Below are 21,678 nucleotides of genomic sequence, written 5' to 3' on the forward strand. Positions count from 1 at the left end.
GCGCGGGCCCAAAGATGCGGAAGTATAGCCGCAGGCCGCGGACGGCCGGGTTTGCCGGGTCCGGGCTAGATGCCCAGCGCGCGCAATTCGGTGGCTGGACGTGAACGCTCCCAAACCGGATCGAACGCGTGGCGAAGTTCGCGGGCCTGTGCGCCGGAGTCGATGCGGGTCTCGCCGTCGAGCCGGTGCCCGAGCGGGCGGAAGTACCAGCCGTCCGCGTCGTTCACCGTGTACGCCGAGGGGTAGGCGAGGTCGACCGGGTCGCCGACGACGCGGAACGCGAACGAACTGGGCAGCCGCTGCGACAGGGAGATCAGCGGCGCGAGTGCGCGTCGCGGTGCCGCGGCGTCCTGCAGGAGCACGCGCACCTCGCCCCCGCGTGTGCCGAGCCGACGCAGCGCGGCGACCGCTTCAGGCTGGTCCAGGAGGCCCGGATCCAGCGCCCGCGAATACACCCGCAGCAATCGGCGGGTACCGGCGGCGATGCTTTCGAGCGCGGCGAGTCCCTGCTCGCGCGTTTCGACGACGCCCGCGCCCACCAGCGCACGGGCCATCGTCTGGTGCTCGATGCCCGCTTCCTCGAAGCGCGGACCGAGCGGCAGGAAGCCGAGGCGCCGATAGAACGCAAGAGCGCCCACCTGCGCGTGCAGGCGCACTTCGGGCCACCCCATCGCACTCGCCGAATCCACGAGCGCCGCGAGCATCGCCTCGCCGACCCCGCGCCCGCGCCAGTCCCGCAGCACGGCCATCCGACCGATGCGGCGATCGGGGGTGAGCCGGCCTGCGCCGATCGGGGTGCCGTCGGCCGCGCGCGCGAGCACGTGCACGCATTGCGGGTCGAGGGCGTCGCGCTCGATTTCGGCCGGCACGCGCTGCTCGTCGATGAAGACCGTGCCGCGCACGGCGTGCAGCTCAACGCGTGCCTCGTCGAACGCAACGCGCTCGACCACGAACCCGTCGGTCATCCGTGCGCGTCCGGGTCGTCGATGGGCTGGTAATGCCCGGCACCGAGCAACTCCGCCAGACAAGCGCGCCCGGCGTTCGACAGGCGTGTGTAGTCGGCGCCGTCGAGCACGGCCCCGTTCGCGATGATCTGCGCGTCGCGCACGGGCAAGGCGTAGGTCTGTCCGCTGACGTACAGGCTCGCGCCGCGCGTCGCGCGACGCCAGGCCATGCGTGAGAACGGGTGCCGCATCAGCGTGGCGCCGCCGGCGAACGCTTGCTCGACGCCGTCCGCACTGAACGGCGCGTCGTCGGCCATGACCGTGCCGGCGCTGCGGTAGAGCGTGATGAAGCGGCCGAACCAGTCGCCGAGCCGGTCGGGATCGTTCATGCGCAGCGCATTCAGCGCTTCGACCACGCGACCCATGGAGACGGCATCGATCTCGGCCGCATCGCGCGGTGGCGTGAGGTCCGGGTCGCGGTAGCGCAACGATTCATCCGCGCCGCTTGCGAGCGTGTCGACAAAATCACCGAGCAACTCAGCCGCCGACGGCGCGCGCATGCCGACCGAGAACGTCAGGCAAGCGTCTTCGGCGATGCCGTGGTGGGGCACACCGGGCGGCAGGTACAACATGTCGCCCGGACCGAGCATCCACTCATGCGTCGGCGTGAATTCGCTCAGCAGCTTGAGCTCGACGTCGTGGCGGAATTCGAGTGGCGGGTTCGGTGATGCGTCGACCTGCCAGCGCCGGTGACCGTGCGCCTGCAGCAGGAACACATCGTACTGGTCGACGTGCGCGCCCACGGAGCCGCCGGGCGCGGCGAACGAGACCATGACGTCGTCGATGCGCCAGCGCGGCAGGAAGTCGAACGCCTCCAGAACCTCGGCAACGTCCGCGTCCCACTTGTCGACGTCCTGCACGAGCAGGGTCCAGTCGTGGTCGGGCATGCCGGGGAACTCGGCCTCGTCGAACGGGCCGTGGCGCACCTGCCAGGTGTCGTGCTCGCGGTCGTGCGCGATCAGGCGCGACAGCGCGGCTTCCTCGCAGGCGAGGCCGGCGAGGTCTTCGGGCTCGATCGGCGAAACGAAGCCCGGGAACGCATTGCGGATCAGCAGCGGCCGCTTCTGCCAGTAGTCGCGCAGAAACACCGCGGGCGGCATGCCGAGTGGCGGCCGGCGCGATGCGTCGATCTCGATCTTCGGCGCGGTGACCTTGCGCGACGGGGTCTTCTTCGTGCTCATGATGCGATCTCGTCGTAGCCGCGTCCGAGGAACTGCAGCAGGCACCAACCGTGTCCGAACGGGTCGGCGAGTTGCACGATGCGGCCCCACCCGGCCTCGCGAACTGCGCCCTCCTGCACGGCACCGGCGGCGACGGCGCGGATGAGTGCGGCGTCCAGGTCGTCGACGACGAGGTCGCAGTGCACGGGCGTCCAGTGGCGGCTGTAATCGCGGACGTCATCGCCGGCGCCGGGCGTGCCGGCGTCCTTGTGCAGCAGGTAGATCGCGATCTCGAGCCCGATCATCTCGACTGCGTCGATGCCGAAACGCCGGGCCGGATCGAGCCCGAACGCCGCGTAATAGAACCGCTCGGCGGCGCCGAGGTCGGGAACGTCGATGTTGAGCAAGGCCTTCATCGTGGTCCTCCTGCGTGGCGCGCCGGCGCCGTGATCAGATCCCGCGCGCGAGCTGCTCGGCAACGCCCGTGTAACTGCCGGGCGTCATCGCGAGCAGTCGCTCCTTCGCGTCGGCGGGCAGGTCGAGGCCGCCGATGAACTCGCGCATCGACGCCTCGTTGATGCCCTGGCCGCGCGTGAGTGCCTTGAGCTGTTCGTACGGATTCGGCAGGCCGTGGCGCCGCATGACGGTCTGCACGGCTTCGGCGAGCACCTCCCAGGACGCGTCGAGGTCGGCTGCGAGGCGGTCCGGGTTTGCACTGAGTTTGCCGAGGCCGCGCAGCAATGCGTCGTAACCGATCAGCGCGTGGCCGAAGGCGGTGCCGAGCGCGCGTAGCACGGTCGAGTCGGTGAGATCGCGCTGCCAGCGGCTGATTGGCAGCTTCGCGGCGAAATGCTCGAGCAGTGCGTTCGCGATGCCGAAGTTGCCCTCGGCGTTCTCGAAATCGATGGGGTTGACCTTGTGCGGCATCGTCGAGCTGCCGACTTCGCCGGCCTTGACCGCCTGCTTGAAGTAGCCGAGCGAGATGTAGCCCCAGATGTCGCGGCACAGGTCGATCGCGATCGTGTCGATGCGCTTCTGCGCGTCGCACAGCTCGGCGATGCCATCGTGCGGCTCGATCTGCGTCGTGTACGCCTGCCAGTCGAGACCGAGCGACTGCACGAAGCGCTGCGAGAACGCCGGCCAGTCGATGTCGGGATAGGCCGAGACATGCGCGTTGTAGTTGCCGACGGCGCCGTTGATCTTGCCCGGCATCGGCAGGCCGATGAGCACGTTGCGCTGGCGCTGCAGGCGCGCCACGACGTTTGCGATTTCCTTGCCCACCGTCGTCGGCGACGCGGTCTGTCCGTGCGTGCGCGAGAGCATCGGCAGGCCCGCGTGCTCGTGAGCCATCGCGCGCAGTTTTTCGACGAGTTCGTCGAGCTTGGGCAGCAGCACGGTGTCGCGCGCCTCGCGCAGCATCAGTGCGTAGCTGAGGTTGTTGATGTCTTCGCTCGTGCATGCGAAGTGCACGAATTCCATCGCCGGCCCGAGGTCCGCGTCGTCCTGCAGGCGTTCCTTGATCAAGTACTCCACGGCCTTGACGTCGTGGTTCGTCGTGCGCTCGATCTCCTTGACGCGCGCGGCGCCCGCGACATCGAAACCGTCGGCCAGCGCACGCAGACGGGCGGCGGCCGCGTCTGAGAACGGCGGGAGTTCGACGATGCCGGGCTCGGCGGCGAGCGCGAGCAGCCATTCGATCTCGACGCGAACGCGCGCCCGGATGAGGCCGAACTCGGAGAAGATCGGCCGCAGCGCGTCGACCTTGCCGGCGTAGCGGCCGTCGAGCGGCGAGAGGGCGAGCAGCTGCGATTCGATGCGATCGGACATGGGCGCGGCATTGGAGACGGGGCCGTGATTCTACAGGCGCGTCGCCTGTGCCCGCGGTGCGGTCCGGCCACGTGCCACTGACGGCCGCGTGCGTACGCTCGCGGCTTTCCCGCCGAGGACGACGCCGATGGCCCGGACGAATGCATCCACCCCGCGCATCGAGCGCGACAGCATGGGCGAGTTGCAGGTGCCCGCCGATGCGCTGTGGGGCGCGCAGACCCAGCGCGCCGTGGAGAACTTCCCGGTTTCCGGGCGGCCGATGCCGCGAGGCTTCATCCGTGCGCTCGGGCTCGTCAAGGCCGCGGCCGCCGAGGTCAACGGGCGTCTCGGCCTACTTGGTAAAGACACCGCGGCCGCGATCCGCAGCGCGGCACTGCAGGTGGCCGAGGGTGAGCACGACGCACAGTTCCCGGTCGACGTGTTCCAGACCGGCTCCGGCACGTCGAGCAACATGAATGGCAACGAGGTGATTGCGGCGCTTGCCACGCGCAGCGGCCGCGCGCGCGTGCACCCGAACGACCACGTCAATCTTGGCCAGAGTTCGAACGACGTGATCCCGACGGCGATTCGCGTGTCCGCACAGCTGGCCATCGGCGAGTCGCTGTCGCCGGCGCTGAAGCACCTTCGGCAGACGATCGAGCGCCGCGCACGCGGGCTGCGCAAGGTGACGAAGACCGGCCGCACGCATCTGATGGACGCGATGCCGCTGACGTTTGCGCAGGAGTTCGGTACCTGGGCGGCGCAGCTCGACTCCGCGCAAGCGCGCATCGACGACGCCCTGGGACGACTGCGGCGCCTGCCGATCGGCGGGACGGCGATCGGGACCGGGATCAATGCGGACCCGCGCTTTGGAGAGCAGGTGGCCCGTGCGTTGTCGACGATGACGAAAGCGCGCTTCGTGGCGGCCGAGAACCGCTTCGAAGGTCTCGCGTCGCAGGACGACGCGGTGGAGCTGTCGGGTCAGCTCAACGCGCTCGCGGTGACGCTGATGAAGATTGCGAACGACCTGCGCTGGATGAACTCGGGCCCGCTCGCAGGGCTCGGGGAGATCGAGTTGCCGGCGCTGCAGCCGGGCAGCTCGATCATGCCGGGCAAGGTGAATCCGGTCGTGCCGGAGGCCGTCGCGATGGTGTGCGCGCAGGTGATGGGGCACCACACGGCGATCACGGTTGCGGGGCAGAGCGGCAACTTCCAGCTCAACGTGATGCTGCCGCTGATCGCATACAACCTGCTCGACTCCATCGAGTTGCTGTCGAACGCGATGAGGCTGCTCGCCGACCGCGCGATCGAGGGACTCGTCGTCCGCCACGAGCGCGTGCGGGAAATGCTGGATCGCAATCCGATCCTGGTAACCGCGCTGAACCCGATCATCGGCTACGAAAAAGCCGCCGCGATCGCGAAGCAGGCCTACCGGGAGGGGCGGCCGGTGCTCGAGGTCGCGGCGGAGAGCAGCGGGTTGTCGATCGCGGAGCTGCGGCGTCTGCTCGACCCGGTTGAACTCACGAAGGGCGGCATCCGCGAAGGCATGGGCGGCGGGGGCTAGCCGCGGCCGGGCCGGCGTTTGTGGCCCATCGGCAGACGATTTACGCCGACGTCTGCGCCGCGCCCGTCGCCTTGCCGTTTTCGGCCGGGGCTTGGGGCGACGCCGGCACGCCCGGCACCGCAGGCGGCTTGCCGTCGCGTACATCGGCCCGGCATTCGTCGATGTCGCTACGGTCCATCGTCGCGTACGGGGCGAAGGCGGGCAGCGCGGCAGCGAGCGCCTGCTGGGTCTCGAACATCGCCGGCAGACGCTCGCACAGCTTCAGTGCCGAGGCACGCACCGATTCCGCCTGGGCTTCAACCTGCTTCTCGACCTGGTCGGCATTGCCGTTGAAGACGCCGCGCAGGGCTTCGCCCACGGCCCGCGTCGCGAGTCGGGCACCCTCGATGCCCACCTCGGCACCCGCTGACGCAACCGCGGCCACATGCCCTCGGTAGTCGAGAAGCAGGCGGTGTTGGGCTTCGGTGACCGGCACGGCGCGGCCGTCGATCAGCAGCTCGCCTGCCGGCGTGATCTCGGCCTTCGGCGCGCCGGTGGGGCCGTCAAGCGAGATGTTCTCGGTGGCGAGCTTGTCGCGCACTTCGGTCATGGCCGAGGCCATGCTCGAATCGATCGTGCCGGCAATCGAGTCGGTCGACTCGACCGCCTGGGCGGTGGCGGCGTTGCCGTCGGGGCCGCAGCCCACCAGGGCGATGACGACGGCAAAGGCGAGGGCGGCGGTGCGGAGGGTCTTCATGTCGGTTCTCCAGTTCGGGGAACGAGGGCCTCAGCCCTCGTCCCTCCAGCGGCGCAGGCGGATGGCGGCGAAGATCATGGCGGCACCGATCAAAGCACCGACCCACAGGTCGAACGTTCCGGCGAGTGCCCAGTTTTCTCCGGCGTTGACAAGCAGGCCGATGTCCTCGGGGCCCTGCACGTGGACCGTGTTCACTGAATCCAGCTTCGGCGCCCAGGTGCCGGGGAACACGCTGAGCAATCCGCGGTAGGCGACGGTGTACCAGAGCGGGCCGAGGTCGAACTGCAGGCCCAGGATCAGCGTCGAGAAGCTGACCAGCGCGCAGCCGAGCACCGGGATCATCACGGCCCACAGGAACGGCTTGGACGGCGCAGCAGCCGAGCAGAGCATCAGCCAGCCGACGGCGGGCAGTGCCCACAGTGCGTACAGCGGCACCATGGCGATGACGTTTCCGATCACCTGCAGCGGATGGGAGTGCGTGAAGATGCCGCTCGCGCCGGGCAGGCCGTTGATCGACGTCGTCAACGCGGTGACCACCCACAGCGCCAGCCCGAGCAGCAGTCCGATCGCGACGGTGACGATCGGGGCGAGGATCAGCGCCCAGGCGGCCTTCGAGGCGACCGTGCTCGCATCCGACACCGGCAACGACTTCCAGAACAGCACGCTGCGATCCTTGCGATCGTCGTACAGGCTGCCGAGCGCGTAGAAGAACACGACGAAGCCGAGCACGATCGACGTGATCGCCAGGCCGCCGAGCAGTGCGGCGTCACCTGCGCCGCCGAGCACGCGCGCGATCTGGTCCGGGTCCGCGTTCGCCATCTCGATGCGATTCGCGTGGCGCGCCTTGAAGACGCTTGCGCCGATCGCGCCGAGCACGGTGAAGACGAGCGTGATCAGGCCGGCGATCAGCGGCGCCCAGAAGAAGCCGCCCTTGTGTTCCCAGTATTCGCGCCTGAGCAGCAACTTGAACGTGTGGGTCGGGTGCGGCGGCGCGACCGGTGCGCGCGGGGGCAGGGTGTCGATGGTGGCGTTCATGCGTAGGTCCCCTTCATGGTGGCGACGAACAGGTCGGCCAGGCCCGGCGTGCGGCTTTCACCGAGTGCCTCGAGCTGATCCGGCGACGCGCCGTCGAACAGCATCACGGTCTTGCCGAATGGCAACGCGCGTTCGTCGACCGGCTTGAGCGCGCGAGCAGCGTCGATGCGGTCCGCGCTGACGAGCACCTCGGTGTAGCGCGTGCCGAGCGACTCCATCTCGGTGTCGAGCACGATCTTGCCGTCACGGATGAACATCACGTCGGTGAGGATGTGCTCGACCTCTTCGACCTGGTGCGTGGTGATGATGATCGTCTTCTGCTCGTCGAAATAATCCTCGAGCAGGCGCTGGTAGAACTGCTTGCGATAGAGGATGTCGAGCCCGAGCGTGGGCTCGTCGAGCACCAGGATCTTCGCGTCGATCGCCATGACGAGCGCGAGGTGCAGCTGCACGATCATGCCCTTGGACATCTCGCGCACTTTCATCTTCGGCTTGAGTTGTGTGCCGGTGAGAAAGCGCTCGCAGCGGGCGCGGTCGAAGCGCGGGTGCACGCCGGCGACGAACTCGATCGCGTCCTGCACGCGGATCCAGCGCGGCAGCACCGCCACGTCCGCGATGAAGCAGATGTCGCGCATGAGCTCGTCACGCTCGGTGCGCGGGTCGCGGCCCAGGACGCTGAGTTCGCCGTCGAACGGGATCAGGCCAAGCATGGCCTTAAGCGCCGTCGTCTTGCCTGCGCCGTTCGGTCCGATCAAGCCCACGATGCGTCCGGCCGGGATCTGAAACTCGGTGTTGTCGAGCGCGACCTTGTTCTTGTAGGCCTTGCGCAGGCCGCGGGCTATCACGACCGGTGCGAGCGCCTCGGTGGAATGGGTGTAAGCGGCGGCGTTCATTGGGCACCTGCCTGCTTGGGGGCGGCGTTCATCAGTTCGTCCATCGACAGCCCCAGGCGCATGATGCGCTCGAGGACCAGCGGCCATTCCTCGCTCAGGAAGCGCTCGCGTTCGTTGACGAGCAGTTTCCGTGCAGCTTCTTCCGTGACGTACATACCCAGACCCCTGCGTTTTTCGACGAGTGCCTCGTCCGCCAGTTCCTGATAGGCGCGCGAGACGGTGATTGGATTGAGCTGGTATTCGGCCGCGACCTGGCGGACCGAAGGCAGGGCGTCGCCGGGCTTGAGGATGCCGTCGAGCATCATCGCGATGACGCGCTCCTTGAGCTGGCGGTAGATCGGAGCGCCGTCGCTCCATTGGATGGCGGTCATGGTTCAGCCCCGCGGTGCGAAGGAAAAGAAGGGCAGTGCCACCGAGTGGCGCACCCGGCCGGTGCGTCCGCCGAACGGGCGCGCCGGGAGAGCGGTCGCTGCGGTCGCCGTGGCGCCGACGGTGGTGGCGTTGGAGTGGAAAGCCGAGCCGGCGCGCTGGACGTCGCCGGTGCTCGCCTGCGCCGCAAGCGCCAGCAGAAGCAGCGTGCCGGGCACCATCAGCGCAGAAGCGGTGTTGTGGAGCTTGCGGTTCATGTGGACGTCCTGCTTGTTAGTAGACCGGTGTTGTAGGCAACTATAACACCATGTCGGAAGACGTCAACAGGTCCGGTACCCAACTGAAGGCATACTCGACCGCGACCCGACCGGAGACCGCCGTGAACTCATCCTTCCTGCCGCGCCTGCTCGCGCCGCTTGTCCTGTGCGCCGCCTTTGTGGCGGCTGCGCCCGCGGCTGCCGCCGACCTGCTCGGCCACGCGTACCGGCCTCTTGCCGGCAAAGAAAAGGTCGACCTGCGGCGCGCGTACGGTGGCGACGTCGTGCTCGTGGTCAACACCGCGAGCAAGTGCGGCTTCACCCCGCAGTTCGAAGGCCTGGAAAAGCTCCACGCCGTCTATCGGACGCGCGGCTTCGCGGTGCTCGGTTTTCCCTCGGGCGACTTCAAGGCGCAGGAGTTCGAGGACGAAAAGCAGATCCGCGAGTTCTGCACGCTGACCTACGGCGTGAAGTTCCCGATGTTCGAGAAGGTGCACGTGGTCGGCGACGACGTGACGCCGCTGTACCGCGACCTTGCTAAGGCATCGGGCGAGGCGCCGAAGTGGAACTTCCACAAGTATCTGGTCGGCCGCGACGGCCGGCTTGTCGCGAGCTGGGGCAGCCGCACGGCGCCCGATGACCCGCAGATCGTGGCCGCGATCGAAAAGGCGCTGGCCGCGCCGCGCCCGCGTAAATAGCGCATTGCTGCAGCACGAGCGCACCGTGCCGATGAGCGCGCGGTGCGCAGCGTGGGGAACTCTCGCGCAGGCCGCGCGGTCGGACATGGGTCATGCGATTGCCCGCATCGCACACGCCACTGACAATAGCGGGCTTGCACCGTAGCCACGGTGCACCGAAAGGAGCGACACCGGATGAACGTTTTGCTGCGCGGCTCGGCCGTGCTGTTGACCGCCGCGGCCCTGACCGCTGCGCTGCCTTCTGCCCACGCGACCCCGACCCGTCCCGGCGTCGTCAACCCGGAGACGAAAACCATGCTGTCGAACGACCGTGAGAAGGTGAGCTACGCCATCGGCCTCGATGTCGGCAATTCGCTCAAGCCGATCGGGCCCGACCTCGACGTGGCGGCCCTCGAGCAGGCCATGCGCCATGTGTTCGGCGGCGGTAAGCCGACGATGTCGCAGCAGGAAGCGCAGGCGACCGACCAGGCGCTGCGCGCCCGCATTGCGGCGCGCGAGGGCAAGGCCGTTCCCGGCAGTGCGCCCGGCGCCGCCGCTCCGGCCGTCGACAAGTCGAAGGTCGGCACGTTGATTGGCAGCTACATGGTCGGTCCGTCCCTGACCCCCATCAAGGACGAAGTGGACCTGGCCGTGTTCCTCAAGGGTCTTCGCGCCGCAATGTCCGGCGAGACGCCCGCACTGAGCGAGGAAGAGGCGCGCACGGTGCTCACCGCATTCGGCCAGCGCATGCAGACCAAGATGCAGGCCCAGGCGTCCGCCACCGGCGAGCGCAACCGTGCTGAAGGTGCGGTTTTCCTTGCTAAGAACAAGGAAACCAAGGGCGTGTTCACGACGCCGTCGGGCCTGCAGTACATGGTGCTTCGCCAGGGCGCCGGCGAGCGCCCGAAGCCGGGCAGCCGCGTGCGCGTCAACTACGAAGGCAAGCTGCTCAACGACACCGTGTTCGACAGCTCGTACGAGCGTGGCGAGCCTGCCGAGTTCGCGCTCAACCAGGTGATTCCGGGCTGGACCGAAGGCGTGGGCATGATGCCGGTCGGTGCGAAGTACCGCTTCTGGATTCCTGGCGACCTCGCCTATGGCGCGAAGGGCACGCCGGGTGGCCCGATCGGGCCGAACGCGACGCTCGTGTTCGACGTCGAACTCATGGACATCCTCGACTGATTTTCGGTCACCACCGCGACCCGGCCGCCGTTTGGCCGGGTCCCCCGCGCGGGCCATTTTGCCCGCCACGCATGGAGAAAGCCGAATGAGCCATACCCCCCGCATTGCCCTGATCGCACTGGCCGTTGCCGCGATGACCGTCGGCTGCCAAGAGAAGGCCGACGGTGAGAAAGCCGCGACCACGGCCGCCACCGCCGCACAGCAGAAGGACCCGAACGCCGTGCCGGGCCTGCCGAGCGAGAAGGAGCGCGTGAGCTACATGGTCGGCATGGACCTCGCGAAGTCGCTCGAGCCGGTGAAGGACGAGATCGACCTCGACACCATGAACCGCGCGATGAAGGCGACGCTCGCAGGCGAGAAGCCGCTGCTGACCGAAGAGCAGGCTCAGCAGGTGCGCGAGGCGTTCACCCAGAAGATGCAGGCGCAGCAGGTCAGCAAGATGATGGCGCAGGCCAAGGAGAACGAGACGAAGGGCCAGGCGTTCCTCGCCGAAAACGCAAAGAAGCCCGAGGTGAAGACCACCCCGTCCGGTCTGCAGTACCAGGTGCTGTCCGAAGGCCAGGGCCCGAAGCCGACGGCGGCGTCGACCGTCCGCGCGCACTACAAGGGCATGCTGCTCGACGGCACCGAGTTCGACAGTTCCTACCAGCGCGGCGAGCCGGCGACCTTCATGCTCCCGCAGATGGTGCCCGGCTGGCAGGAAGGCATCCCGCTCATGAGCGTGGGCAGCAAGTACCGGTTCTGGATCCCGTCCAAGCTCGGCTACGGCGAACAGGGCACGCCCGGTGGCCCGATCCCGCCGAACGCTACGTTGGTGTTTGAAGTCGAGCTTCTCGACATCGCGAAGTCGCCGTCCAGCTGAGCCGGCGGCCTCGCGCGCAGGCCACCGCGGCCCGCCTAGGCGGGCCGGCACAATCAGGAACACCAAATGCGCGCAACTCTCTTCGGCACCGGCTACGTCGGTCTCGTGACGGGCACATGTCTTGCGGAAGTCGGCCACGACATCGTTTGCGTCGATGTCGACGCCGGCAAGATCGCCAAGCTCAACGACGGTGTCATTCCGATCTACGAGCCCGGCCTGCAGCCGATGGTGCAGGCCAACCACGCGGCCGGCCGGCTGCGCTTCACGACCGACGCGGCGGAAGGCATTTCGCACGGCGAAATCGTCTTCATCGCGGTCGGCACGCCGCCCGATGGCGACGGCGATGCCGATCTGCGCTACGTAGTCGAGGTCGCACGCACGATCGGCGCGCACATCACCCGGCCGACCGTCGTAGTCAACAAGTCCACGGTGCCGGTCGGCACGGCGGACCGCGTCCGAGCCGTCATCGCCGACGAGCTCCAGAAGCGCGGGGTCGACGTCGCATTCGACGTCGTCTCCAACCCGGAATTCCTCAAGGAAGGCGATGCGGTCAACGACTGCATGCGGCCTGACCGCATCATCGTCGGATCCGACAGCCCCACGGCCGTCGAGCGGCTCAAGCGCCTGTACGGCCCGTTCAACCGCAATCACGAACGCATTCTCGTCATGGACGTGCGGTCGGCGGAGCTCACGAAGTACGCCGCGAACGCGATGCTCGCGACAAAGATTTCCTTCATGAACGAGATCGCAAACGTCGCCGAATGCGTGGGCGCCGACGTCGAGATGGTGCGCCAGGGCATCGGCTCCGATCCGCGCATCGGCTGGCACTTCATCTACCCGGGCGCCGGCTACGGCGGCTCGTGCTTCCCGAAGGACGTGCGCGCGCTCTCCCGCACGGCGTTCAAGTGCGAGTACCGCACCGAACTGCTCGACGCCGTCGAAGCGGTCAATGAGCGGCAGAAGAGCCACCTGTTCGAACTGATCGTGCGCCACTACGGCGACGTCGAAGCGCTGCGCGGGAAGACGTTCGCGGTGTGGGGGCTGGCGTTCAAGCCGAACACGGACGACATGCGCGAAGCATCGAGCCGCCGCTTGCTCGAACAGCTGTGGCGCGCGGGCGCCCGCGTGCGCGCGTTCGACCCCGAGGCGCGCGAGACGACCGAGGCGATCTACCGCGACCGCGAAGACTTTGTGCTCTGCGAGCACGCGAACGAGGCACTCGAGGGCGCTGACGCGCTTGCCGTGGTGACCGAGTGGAAGCAGTTCCGGAGCCCGGACTTCAGCCGCCTGCGCGGCACGCTCGCCGACGCTGCGATCTTCGACGGCCGCAACCTGTACCACCCGGCGGAAGTCGAGGCGGCCGGCATCGCCTACTACGGCATCGGCCGCGGTCGCTCGCTGCGCCCGGTATCGGCGGCGCTGGCATCGGAGGCCGACGGCAACGCCGGCGCATCTGCGGCTCAGCCCGGCGCGGCCGCGATCCAGCCGGCCTGACGCAGGGGCGGGTCCGGCGATCACGCGCCGGGCCCGTTACACTGATGGGGATGAACACCGACACCGAGCAACGACTGGTTGACCTGGAAACGCGGCTCGCGTTCCAGGAGCACGCCCTCGGCGAACTGAGCGATGCGCTCGCTGCCGCACGCTCGGAAGAAGCTCGTACGGCGCTGTTGCTGCACCGGACCCTGGAAGAAGTGCGCCAGTTGCGCATGGCCCTGTCGGCCGCACCGGTGTCTGCCGATGCGGCGCAGGAGCCGCCCCCGCCGCACTACTGACCCGCGCACTGCCGCGCCGACGAAATTCCCATGAGCGACACGCTGCGCAATCAACTCCTCGGCCTGGGCTTCAAGGCCGCTGTCCCCGAGCGTAAAGAAGGCCGGCCGAACCACGGCAGGCCCAAGGACGGTGGCCCGCGCGACAGCGCGCCCCGCGACATCAGGCCTCGAGACGGCAGGCCCAACACCGGTCCGCGTCCGCCGGGCAGCTCGCACGCGCAGCCGCGAAGCGCACCGCGACCGGGCGACGCCCGGCGGCCTGGGGGCGCTCCGTCAACGAAGAAGCGCGACACCCGCACCCGGGAAGAGATCGACCTCGCGAAGGCGTACGCAATCCGCGCGCAGCGTGAGAAAGAAGAGCGCATCGCAGCCGAGGCGGCCAAGCAAGAGGAGGCGTGCCGCCGACGTGAGGCGCGCGCGCAGCTTGCTGAGCTCCTCAAGGACAAGGGTCTCAATGTTGCCGACGCGGACATCGCGAGGCACTTCCCGTACGGCGGCAAGATCAAACGCGTGTACGTCACCGCGGAGCAGCTGCGTGCGTTGAACGCGGGCGAGCTCGGCGTGGTGCAGGTCGAGGGCCGCTACATGCTGGTAACCGCCGAGGTACTGGCGGAAGCGGAGCGCGTCTTCGCGCCCGCGGTTGCCCTGAAGGTCGACCCGAATGCACCGGCCGAGGACGATCCGTACGCGGATCCGAAATACCAGGTGCCGGACGATCTGGTCTGGTGAATTCGCTCCGTCCGAGGTTCGTGCTGCTGCCCGGCCTTGACGGCACCGGCCATTACTCGGAAGTGCTCGAGCAGCTGCTGAAGCCGCACGGCGAAGTGCTGTCGCTGTCGTATCCGCGCGACCGGCCGCTCGATTACGACGGGCTCACGAAGCGCGTCGCCCCGGCGCTGCCGCGCGAGCGCCACATGATCATCGCGGAGTCGTTCGGAGGACCGCTCGCGCTCATGCTCGCCCGGCAGCGTCCGCCCGGGCTCGCAGGATTGGTGTTGGCGTCTACGTTCGCGACGATCCGCTGGCCGTTCAAGCGCGCGCTGCTCGCACTCGCGCGACGGGTGTCGCCCGGACATGTCCCGGCCGCGCTGACGTCACGGCTGGTGTGGAGCGGCCGGGATTCGCTCGCGAGGCGCAACGAGGTGCGCGCGGTGATGATGCGCGTGCGCCCCGATGTGGTTTCGCTGCGCAACTGCGAAGCCCTGCGCGTGGACCTTCGATCCGGTCCCTGCGTCGATCTGCCGGCGCTCGTGATGCGGGGTCGCCAGGACCGACTGATTGGCGCGCGCTCCACGGCCACGCTCGACGACGTTCTCACCAACGTCGAGCGCGCGGAGTTCGACGCGCCGCATTTCCTGTTCCAGGCCGAGCCGGACGCGACCGCCGCCTGCATCGTCGACTTCGCAATGCGGCGCGTGTTCGCGTGCGAAGCGGCGAAAGCAGCCTAGCCCTCGAGCGGTCGGTCACTCGGGGTCGTAGTCGAGGTTCGACGCGAGCCAGCGCTCGGCCTGCGACACCTCCACGCCCTTGCGCTTCGCGTAGTTGGCCACCTGTTCCTTCGACACGCGCCCGACCACGAAGTACTGGCTGCGCGGGTGGCTGAAGTAGTAGCCCGACACCGCCGCGGTGGGGTACATCGCAAAGCTCTCGGTGAGATGCAGGCCGGTGTGGCGCTCGGCGTCCAGCAGGCGGAACAGCGTTGTTTTCTCGCTGTGCTCCGGGCACGCCGGATACCCCGGGGCAGGGCGGATGCCCACGTATCGCTCGTCGATCAGCGATGCATTGTCGAGCGTCTCGTCGGCGGCGTAGCCCCAGAATTCGCGACGCACGCGCTCGTGCAGACGCTCCGCAAGCGCTTCGGCAAGGCGATCTGCGAGTGCCTTCAGCAGGATCGAGTTGTAGTCGTCGTGCTCCGCCTCGAAACGCTCCACGTGAGGCTCGATGCCGATGCCCGCCGTGCACGCGAACGCGCCGATCCAGTCGCGCACGCCGGTTGACTTCGGGGCAATGAAATCCGCGAGACAGAAGTCCGGCCGGTCCACGGGCTTGTCCACCTGCTGGCGCAGGAAATGGAGCGTCGTGGCGGCACCGTCGCCGGTGTCGACCTCCACGTCGTCGCCGACGGCATTCGCCGGCCACAAACCGAACACGCCCTTCGCGGTCAGCCATTTCTCACGGACGATGCGATCGAGCATCGCCCGGGCGTCGCGGTACAACTCGCGGGCCTGCGGGCCGACGATCTCGTCGTCGAGGATCGCCGGGTATTTGCCGGCGAGCTCCCACGTGTTGAAGAACGGCGTCCAGTCGATGTAGTCGACGAGCTCGGCGAGCGGATAGTCGTCGAACATGTGCAGGCCCGGCCGCTTCGGCGCGAACGGCACGTGCGTGTCCCACCCGCCGTCGAACCTTTGCGCACGCGCCTTTTCGAGCGGGACGAGGCGCTTGCCGTCGCCGCGGTTTCGGTGCCGCTCCCGGATCTCGGCGTAATCGGCGTCGTTGGCAGCGACGAACGGCGTGCGCAGGTCCGGGCTGATGAGTGACTGCGCGACGCCGACCGCGCGGGACGCGTCCTTCACCCAGACGGTCGGTGACTTGTAATGTGGGTCGATCTTCAGCGCGGTGTGCGCGCGCGAGGTCGTCGCGCCGCCGATCATGAGCGGCATGTTGAAGCCCTGTCGCTGCATTTCGCGCGCGACGTGGCTCATCTCCTCGAGCGACGGCGTGATCAGGCCGGAAAGACCGATGATGTCGGCGTTCTCGGCCTTCGCGCGGTCGAGGATGACCTGCGCCGGCACCATGACGCCGAGGTCGATGACGTCGAAGTTGTTGCAGGCGAGCACCACGCCGACGATGTTCTTGCCGATGTCGTGCACGTCGCCCTTGACGGTCGCCATGACGATCTTGCCGTTCGACTTGCCGACTTCGCCCGTGCGCAGTTTCTCGGCCTCGATGTACGGCAGCAGGTGCGCAACGGCCTTTTTCATTACGCGTGCGGATTTGACGACCTGCGGCAGGAACATCTTGCCGGCGCCGAACAGGTCACCAACCACGTTCATGCCGGACATCAACGGCCCCTCGATGACGTCGAGCGGGCGCGTCGACCGGGCGCGGGCTTCTTCCGTGTCGGCCTCGATGTACTGGTCGATGCCGTGCACGAGCGAGTGCGCGAGGCGCGCGTCGACGGGCTTCTCGCGCCAAGCGAGATCCTCGACTTTCTTCTCGCCCTTCTTTCCCTTGTAGCGGTCGGCGATCTCGAGCAGCCGCTCCGTCGAATCGGGCCGCCGATTGAGCACGACGTCCTCCACGCGTTCGCGCAGCACCGCATCGAGATCGTCGTAAAGCGGCAGCGCGCCGGCATTGACGATGCCCATGTCCATGCCGGCGCGGATCGCGTGGTAGAGGAACACCACGTGGATTGCTTGGCGCACCGGCTCGTTGCCGCGGAACGAGAACGAGACGTTCGAGACGCCGCCGGAGATGTGGCTGTGCGGGAAGCGCCGCTTGAGCTCGCGCGCGGCTTCGATGAATGCCACCGCGTAATCGTTGTGTTCCTCGATGCCCGTCGCGACCGCGAACACGTTCGGGTCGAAGATGATGTCCTCGGGCGGGAATCCGACTTCCTCCGTCAGCAGCCGGTAGGCGCGCGAGCAGATCTCGACCTTGCGCTCGACCGTCTCGGCCTGGCCCGCCTCGTCGAAGGCCATCACTACGACCGCGGCGCCGTAGCGGTGCACGAGCCGCGCCTGGCGCAGGAACTCGGCTTCGCCTTCCTTCATCGAGATCGAGTTGACGATGCCCTTGCCCTGCAGGCACTTGAGCCCGGCCTCGATCACGCTCCACTTCGAGCTGTCGACCATCACCGGCACGCGTGCGATGTCGGGCTCGGCGGCGATGAGGTTGAGGTAGGTGACCATCGCCTGCTCGGAGTCGAGCAGGCCCTCGTCCATGTTCACGTCGATGATCTGCGCGCCGCTCTCGACCTGTTGGCGCGCGACTACGACCGCGTCGTCGTAGCGGCCTTCAAGGATGAGCTTCTTGAACTGCGCGCTGCCGGTGACGTTCGTGCGCTCGCCGACGTTGACGAAATTGCTCTCGGGCGTGATCGGCAGCGGCTCGAGGCCGGCGAGGCGGGTGATGCGGGGCAGATGTGCGGTCATTGCGGTGGGGGTTCACCCCGGATCGTGAGGTCGGTCAGGCCGCGGCGGCGAGCGCCGGGCGGATGCGCGGAGAAACGCCTTCGACGGCGCGCGCGATCGCGGCGATGTGCGCAGGCGTGGTGCCGCAGCAGCCGCCGACGAGGTTGAGCAGGCCCGCCTGGGCGAATTCGCCGATCACCGCGGCCATGTCCTCGGGCGTCTCGTCATAGCCGCCGAATGCATTCGGCAAGCCTGCGTTCGGGTGCGTGCTGATGTACGCATCGGCGACCTGAGCGAGCACGTCGATGTGCGCGCGCAGGTCGCGTGCGCCGAGCGCGCAGTTGAGGCCGATCGCGAGCGGCTCGGCGTGGCGCACCGAGTACCAAAACGCCTCGGCGGTTTGGCCCGACAGCGTGCGCCCGGAGGCGTCCGTGATGGTCCCCGAGATCATGACCGGCAGCCGCGCGCCGCGGCCGTCGAAGGCATCCTCGACTGCGAACAGTGCGGCCTTCGCGTTGAGCGTGTCGAAGATCGTCTCGACCATGATCACGTCGGCGCCTCCGTCGATCAGGCCGTCGGTGGCTTCGCGGTAGGCGATGCGCAGCTCGTCGAAGGTGACCGCTCGGTAGCCCGGGCGGTTCACGTCCGGGCTCAGTGACGCCGTGCGGCTCGTCGGGCCGAGCACGCCGATCACGAAGCGCGGGCGGGACGCATCGCGCGCTTCGGCCGCGTCGCAGGCCTGCCGCGCGAGCCGCGCGCCGGTCTCGTTGAGCTCGCGGGCGAGGTGCTCGAGGCCGTAATCGGCGAGCGAGATCGTCGTCGAGTTGAACGTGTTCGTCTCGACGAAGTCGGCACCGGCATCGAGATATTCGGTGTGGATGCCGGCGATGAGTTCCGGGCGCGTCAGGCTCAGCAAGTCGTTGTTGCCCCGTTGGTCGTGCGCGCACCCGCAGCTGTCGCCGTGCGCGTGGTCTGCGGCGTGGGACGTGTCGAAGCCGGGCGCGAAGCGCGTACCGCGGTAGTCGGCCTCGTCGAGCTCGTGGCGCTGGATCATCGTGCCCATCGCGCCGTCGATGACGAGGATGCGCTCGCGCAAGAGACGTTCGAGCGCGTCGGCACGGACGGGGTTCAGCCAGGGCAGGCGGTGCATGTCAGCGGCTCCCGCTGCGCGTCGCATCGGGCTTGGAGCCGATGAGCGCGATGACTTCGAAATGGGGCGGGCGGCGCTCACGCGTCACTGTGCCGGCGCTGACGACCTCGAGTCCGGCGCCGTGCGTGAAGTCCCGCAGCGCGGCTTCATCGAACCCAAGATTCACGTGGCCGTAGGCCTCGACCACGCCGCGGTGTTCGTGCGGTGCAAGGCTCGTGAGCAGCAGCCGGCCGCCCGGACGCAGCACGCGACCCGCCTGGGCGACGGCCTGCGCGGGCTTCTCTGCATAGGTGAGCGCATGCATCAGCACGACGAGGTCGAACGTCGCGTCCTCGAAGGGCAGTGCGTGCATGTCGCCCTCGCGCACCTCCACGTTTTCAAGGCGGCGCAGGCGCTCCGAGGCGGCGAGCACGACCTTCGTGCTCGAGTCGAGGCATACGTAGCGCTGCGAGTGCGGCGCGACGAGTTCGGCGAGCACGCCGTCGCCTGAGGCGATGTCGAGCACGTCGCCCGTGCGCAGCAGCGGCAGCGCCGCGCGCGCGAGTGCCTCCCAAGTGCGGCCAGGAGAGTAGTGGCGCTCCATGTCGCCGGCCACGGAATCAGCCCAGTTCTGCTCGGACGCGCGCGCGGCCAGCACCGACGGCACACGCTCGGCATCCTGGCGCAGCAGCGGGTCGTCGCTGCCTTCGCGCAGCGTCTGCCACAGCGCGCGTTGGGCGGGGTCGAGCGTAGATTCGTCGAACCGGTAGTAGGCCGACACGCCGGCGCGGCGGTCGCGGACGAGGCCGGCGTCCTTGAGTCGGGCGAGGTGGGTGGACACGCGCGGCTGGGCGAGGCGGGTGATCGACGAGAGCTCGGCGACGGTCAGCTCCTCGCGCTCGAGCAGCGCGAGCAGCCGCACGCGCGTGGCGTCGGCGAACACTTTGAGCCGGGACGACCAGCCTTCGAGATCCATCGGAACAGCCTTTATGTGTTTATCGCGATATAGCGATAAGTGTCGGGCTGTGTGGCGGAGCGGTCAAGCGCGCAGTGCGTGTTGGTGGCTCCCGGACACGAAAAAGCCCGCGGCGGTTGCCGCGGGCTTCAGGTCGCCGCACGTGGCGGGATCAGCCTGCGAGTTCGACGAGCAGGTCGTTCAGGCGACGCACGTACGCGCCCGGGTCCTTCAGGCCGTTGCCGGCCGCGAGCGCCGCCTGGTCGAACAGCACGCGAGCGAGGGCGTCGAAGCGCGAGGCGTCGGTCTGTGCGTCAAGGCGGCCGATCAGCGGATGCTCGGGGTTGATCTCGAACACCGGCTTCGACTCCGGCACCGCCTGACCGCTGGCCTCGAGGATCTGGCGCAACTGCAGGCCGATGTCCTGCTCGCCAAGCGCGAGCACGGCGGGCGATTCGGTCAGGCGGTGCGAGACGCGCACGTCGGCCACGTCGTCGCCGAGCGCCGCCTTGAGCCGCTCCACGAGGCCCTGCTTGGACTTCGCGACCTCTTCCTGCGCCTGCTTGTCGGTGTCCGTGTCGAACGCGCCGAGGTCGAGATCGCCGCGCGCGACGTCCACGAACGACTTGCCGTCAAATTCCGTGAGGTAGCCCATCAGCCACTCGTCGATGCGGTCCGTGAGGAGCAGCACCTCGATGCCCTTCTTGCGAAACACCTCGAGGTGCGGACTGTTGCGCACCTGCGCCGGGCTCTCGCCAGTGAGGTAGTAGACCTTGGTCTGGCCGTCCTTCATGCGGCCGACGTAGTCGGCGAGCGAGACGTCCTGCGCCTCGCCGCCGCTGTGCGTCGACGCGAATCGCAGCAGGCCCGCGATGCGCTCGCGGTTCGCGAAGTCTTCGGCCGGGCCTTCCTTGAGCACCTGTCCGAACTGCTTCCAGAACTCGGCGTACTTCTCCGGCTCGCCCGTGGCGAGCTTGTCGAGCATGTCGAGCACGCGCTTGGTCAGCGCGCTCTTCATGGAGCTGATGACAGGGTCCTTCTGCAGGATCTCGCGCGACACGTTGAGCGAGAGGTCGTTCGAGTCGACGACGCCGCGGAGGAAGCGCAGGTACAGCGGCAGGAACTGCTCCGCTTGGTCCATGATGAAAACGCGCTGCACGTAGAGCTTGAGCCCACGCGCGGCCTCGCGGTGGTACAGGTCAAACGGCGCACGGCCCGGAACGTACAGCAGCGAGGTGTACTCCAGCTTGCCCTCGACCTTGTTGTGGCTCCAGGTCAGTGGGTCGCCGAAGTCATGCGAGACATGCTTGTAAAACGCCTTGTATTCGTCTTCTGACACTTCGTTGCGTGACCGGGTCCACAGCGCGTTTGCGCGGTTGACGGTCTCCCACTCGGGCTCGGCCGGTGCGTCCTTGTCCTCGCCGTGGTGCTGCTTCGGCATCTGGATCGGCACGCCGATGTGGTCGGAGTACTTCTTGACGATCTCGCGCAGGCGCCAGCCGTCGGCGAACCCGACGTCGTCCTCCTTGAGGTGCAGCACCACGCGGGTTCCGCGCCCGGGCTTCTCCACCGTCTCGATATCGAACTCGCCTTCGCCGGCGGACGACCAGTGGACGCCTTCGGCTGCGGGCGCGCCGGCGCGGCGGGTGAACACCTCGACGCGGTCCGCGACGATGAACGCCGAATAGAAACCGACGCCGAACTGGCCGATCAGCTGCGAGTCCTTGCGCTGGTCGCCCGACAGGGCATTGAGGAAGTCGGCGGTGCCGGACTTCGCGATCGTGCCGAGGTGGGCAATGACCTCCTCACGGCTCATGCCGATGCCGTTGTCGTCGATCGTCACCGTCTTCGCGTCGGCGTCGAAGCTCACGCGGACGCGGGGCTCGGCGTCGCCTTCGAGCAATTCCGGCTTCGAGATCGCCTCGAAGCGCAGCTTGTCGGCGGCGTCAGAGGCATTCGAGATCAGCTCCCTCAAGAAGATCTCTTTGTTCGAATACAAAGAGTGGATCATCAACTGAAGCAGTTGCTTGACTTCGGTCTGGAAGCCGAGGGTTTCCTTGCGGGTCTCCACGGACATGGTCGGGCTCCTTCGATAACGGGCCGCGCACAGCGGCCGACCGCGCGCAGTTGGGGGCGCC

General features: G+C 68.0%; 20 protein-coding genes and 1 pseudogene. 8 read left to right on the plus strand and 13 right to left on the minus strand.

The features are described 5' to 3' along the window. Positions 1 to 65: 65 nt before the first annotated feature. The 4 genes from IE075_RS02520 to purB are packed head-to-tail and all read right to left on the minus strand — an operon-like array spanning position 66 to position 3,991. Positions 66 to 965, minus strand: coding sequence for a GNAT family N-acetyltransferase (locus tag IE075_RS02520; RefSeq protein WP_189452968.1), 900 nt, complete (start codon positions 963 to 965; stop codon positions 66 to 68). Further along, positions 962 to 2,185, minus strand: a complete 1,224-nt coding sequence (locus IE075_RS02525) for a ribosomal protein uL16 3-hydroxylase (protein ID WP_189452970.1) — start codon at positions 2,183 to 2,185, stop codon at positions 962 to 964. The genes IE075_RS02520 and IE075_RS02525 overlap by 4 nt, the downstream gene beginning before the upstream one ends. Next, on the minus strand, positions 2,182 to 2,580 hold the full coding sequence (locus tag IE075_RS02530) for a VOC family protein (RefSeq protein WP_189452972.1): 399 nt from the start codon (positions 2,578 to 2,580) through the stop codon (positions 2,182 to 2,184). Before IE075_RS02530 ends, IE075_RS02525 begins: the two co-directional genes overlap by 4 nt. Positions 2,581 to 2,614: 34 nt before the next feature. Continuing rightward, on the minus strand, positions 2,615 to 3,991 hold the full coding sequence (gene purB / locus IE075_RS02535) for an adenylosuccinate lyase (protein ID WP_189452974.1): 1,377 nt from the start codon (positions 3,989 to 3,991) through the stop codon (positions 2,615 to 2,617). Positions 3,992 to 4,118: 127 nt separating this feature from the next. Between purB and IE075_RS02540 the strand changes: the two genes are divergently transcribed. Further along, positions 4,119 to 5,534 carry a class II fumarate hydratase gene (locus IE075_RS02540; RefSeq protein ID WP_189452976.1) on the plus strand — a complete coding sequence of 472 codons (1,416 nt, stop codon included), beginning with the start codon at positions 4,119 to 4,121 and terminating at the stop codon, positions 5,532 to 5,534. A 40-nt stretch (positions 5,535 to 5,574) separates the two neighbouring features. On the opposite strand, the gene IE075_RS02545 is transcribed toward IE075_RS02540, so the two are convergent. Genes IE075_RS02545 through IE075_RS02565 form a run of 5 tightly spaced genes read right to left on the minus strand, consistent with a single transcriptional unit; the run spans position 5,575 to position 8,824 of the window. After that, complete coding sequence (locus tag IE075_RS02545) at positions 5,575 to 6,270, minus strand: hypothetical protein (protein ID WP_189452978.1); 696 nt, start codon at positions 6,268 to 6,270, stop codon at positions 5,575 to 5,577. Between the two features lie 30 nt (positions 6,271 to 6,300). Further along, positions 6,301 to 7,305 carry an ABC transporter permease gene (locus tag IE075_RS02550; RefSeq protein ID WP_229792272.1) on the minus strand — a complete coding sequence of 335 codons (1,005 nt, stop codon included), beginning with the start codon at positions 7,303 to 7,305 and terminating at the stop codon, positions 6,301 to 6,303. Next, positions 7,302 to 8,198 carry an ABC transporter ATP-binding protein gene (locus IE075_RS02555; protein ID WP_189452980.1) on the minus strand — a complete coding sequence of 299 codons (897 nt, stop codon included), beginning with the start codon at positions 8,196 to 8,198 and terminating at the stop codon, positions 7,302 to 7,304. Before IE075_RS02555 ends, IE075_RS02550 begins: the two co-directional genes overlap by 4 nt. Next, on the minus strand, positions 8,195 to 8,569 hold the full coding sequence (locus tag IE075_RS02560; RefSeq protein ID WP_189452982.1) for a GntR family transcriptional regulator: 375 nt from the start codon (positions 8,567 to 8,569) through the stop codon (positions 8,195 to 8,197). Before IE075_RS02560 ends, IE075_RS02555 begins: the two co-directional genes overlap by 4 nt. 3 nt (positions 8,570 to 8,572) lie before the next feature. Then, a complete protein-coding gene (locus IE075_RS02565; RefSeq protein ID WP_189452984.1) occupies positions 8,573 to 8,824 on the minus strand; it encodes a hypothetical protein in 252 nt (83 codons plus the stop codon). A gap of 50 nt (positions 8,825 to 8,874) precedes the next feature. On the opposite strand from IE075_RS02565, the gene IE075_RS02570 reads away from it, so the two are divergent. The 7 genes and pseudogenes from IE075_RS02570 to IE075_RS02600 all read left to right on the plus strand — a co-directional run bounded on the left by IE075_RS02570 (position 8,875) and on the right by IE075_RS02600 (position 14,768). Then, a complete protein-coding gene (locus IE075_RS02570) occupies positions 8,875 to 9,522 on the plus strand; it encodes a glutathione peroxidase (protein WP_189452986.1) in 648 nt (215 codons plus the stop codon). Between the two features lie 174 nt (positions 9,523 to 9,696). Further along, entirely contained in the window at positions 9,697 to 10,683 is a 987-nt protein-coding gene (locus IE075_RS02575) for an FKBP-type peptidyl-prolyl cis-trans isomerase N-terminal domain-containing protein (protein ID WP_189452988.1), read from the plus strand. Between the two features lie 85 nt (positions 10,684 to 10,768). Continuing rightward, the gene (locus IE075_RS02580) at positions 10,769 to 11,545 is read left to right on the plus strand and encodes an FKBP-type peptidyl-prolyl cis-trans isomerase (protein ID WP_189452990.1); all 777 of its coding nucleotides are present in this window, start codon (positions 10,769 to 10,771) and stop codon (positions 11,543 to 11,545) included. A 66-nt stretch (positions 11,546 to 11,611) separates the two neighbouring features. Then, positions 11,612 to 12,946, plus strand: a pseudogene (locus IE075_RS02585) (UDP-glucose dehydrogenase family protein); the annotation flags it as partial. Between the two features lie 143 nt (positions 12,947 to 13,089). Then, a complete protein-coding gene (locus tag IE075_RS02590; protein WP_425489330.1) occupies positions 13,090 to 13,320 on the plus strand; it encodes a SlyX family protein in 231 nt (76 codons plus the stop codon). Positions 13,321 to 13,350: 30 nt separating this feature from the next. Further along, positions 13,351 to 14,049, plus strand: coding sequence for a DUF2058 domain-containing protein (locus tag IE075_RS02595; RefSeq protein ID WP_189452996.1), 699 nt, complete (start codon positions 13,351 to 13,353; stop codon positions 14,047 to 14,049). After that, positions 14,046 to 14,768 (plus strand): alpha/beta fold hydrolase, encoded by a 723-nt coding sequence (locus IE075_RS02600; RefSeq protein ID WP_189452998.1) that lies wholly within the window; start codon positions 14,046 to 14,048, stop codon positions 14,766 to 14,768. The genes IE075_RS02595 and IE075_RS02600 overlap by 4 nt, the downstream gene beginning before the upstream one ends. 15 nt (positions 14,769 to 14,783) lie before the next feature. Here IE075_RS02600 and metH read toward each other — a convergent pair whose 3' ends face one another. The 4 genes from metH to htpG form a co-directional block, all read right to left on the minus strand. Next, on the minus strand, positions 14,784 to 17,477 hold the full coding sequence (gene metH / locus IE075_RS02605) for a methionine synthase (RefSeq protein WP_189453000.1): 2,694 nt from the start codon (positions 17,475 to 17,477) through the stop codon (positions 14,784 to 14,786). Positions 17,478 to 17,511: 34 nt separating this feature from the next. Next, positions 17,512 to 18,606 (minus strand): homocysteine S-methyltransferase family protein, encoded by a 1,095-nt coding sequence (locus IE075_RS02610; protein ID WP_229792274.1) that lies wholly within the window; start codon positions 18,604 to 18,606, stop codon positions 17,512 to 17,514. 1 nt (position 18,607) lies between these two features. After that, positions 18,608 to 19,561: an ArsR family transcriptional regulator gene (locus IE075_RS02615; protein WP_189453004.1), complete on the minus strand. Its 954-nt coding sequence runs from the start codon at positions 19,559 to 19,561 to the stop codon at positions 18,608 to 18,610. A 151-nt stretch (positions 19,562 to 19,712) separates the two neighbouring features. Then, positions 19,713 to 21,617 carry a molecular chaperone HtpG gene (htpG, locus tag IE075_RS02620; protein WP_189453006.1) on the minus strand — a complete coding sequence of 635 codons (1,905 nt, stop codon included), beginning with the start codon at positions 21,615 to 21,617 and terminating at the stop codon, positions 19,713 to 19,715. Positions 21,618 to 21,678: the final 61 nt, after the last annotated feature.

It is taken from the genome of Cognatilysobacter bugurensis (assembly GCF_014652095.1).
GTDB classification, from domain to species: Bacteria; Pseudomonadota; Gammaproteobacteria; order Xanthomonadales; family Xanthomonadaceae; genus Cognatilysobacter; species Cognatilysobacter bugurensis.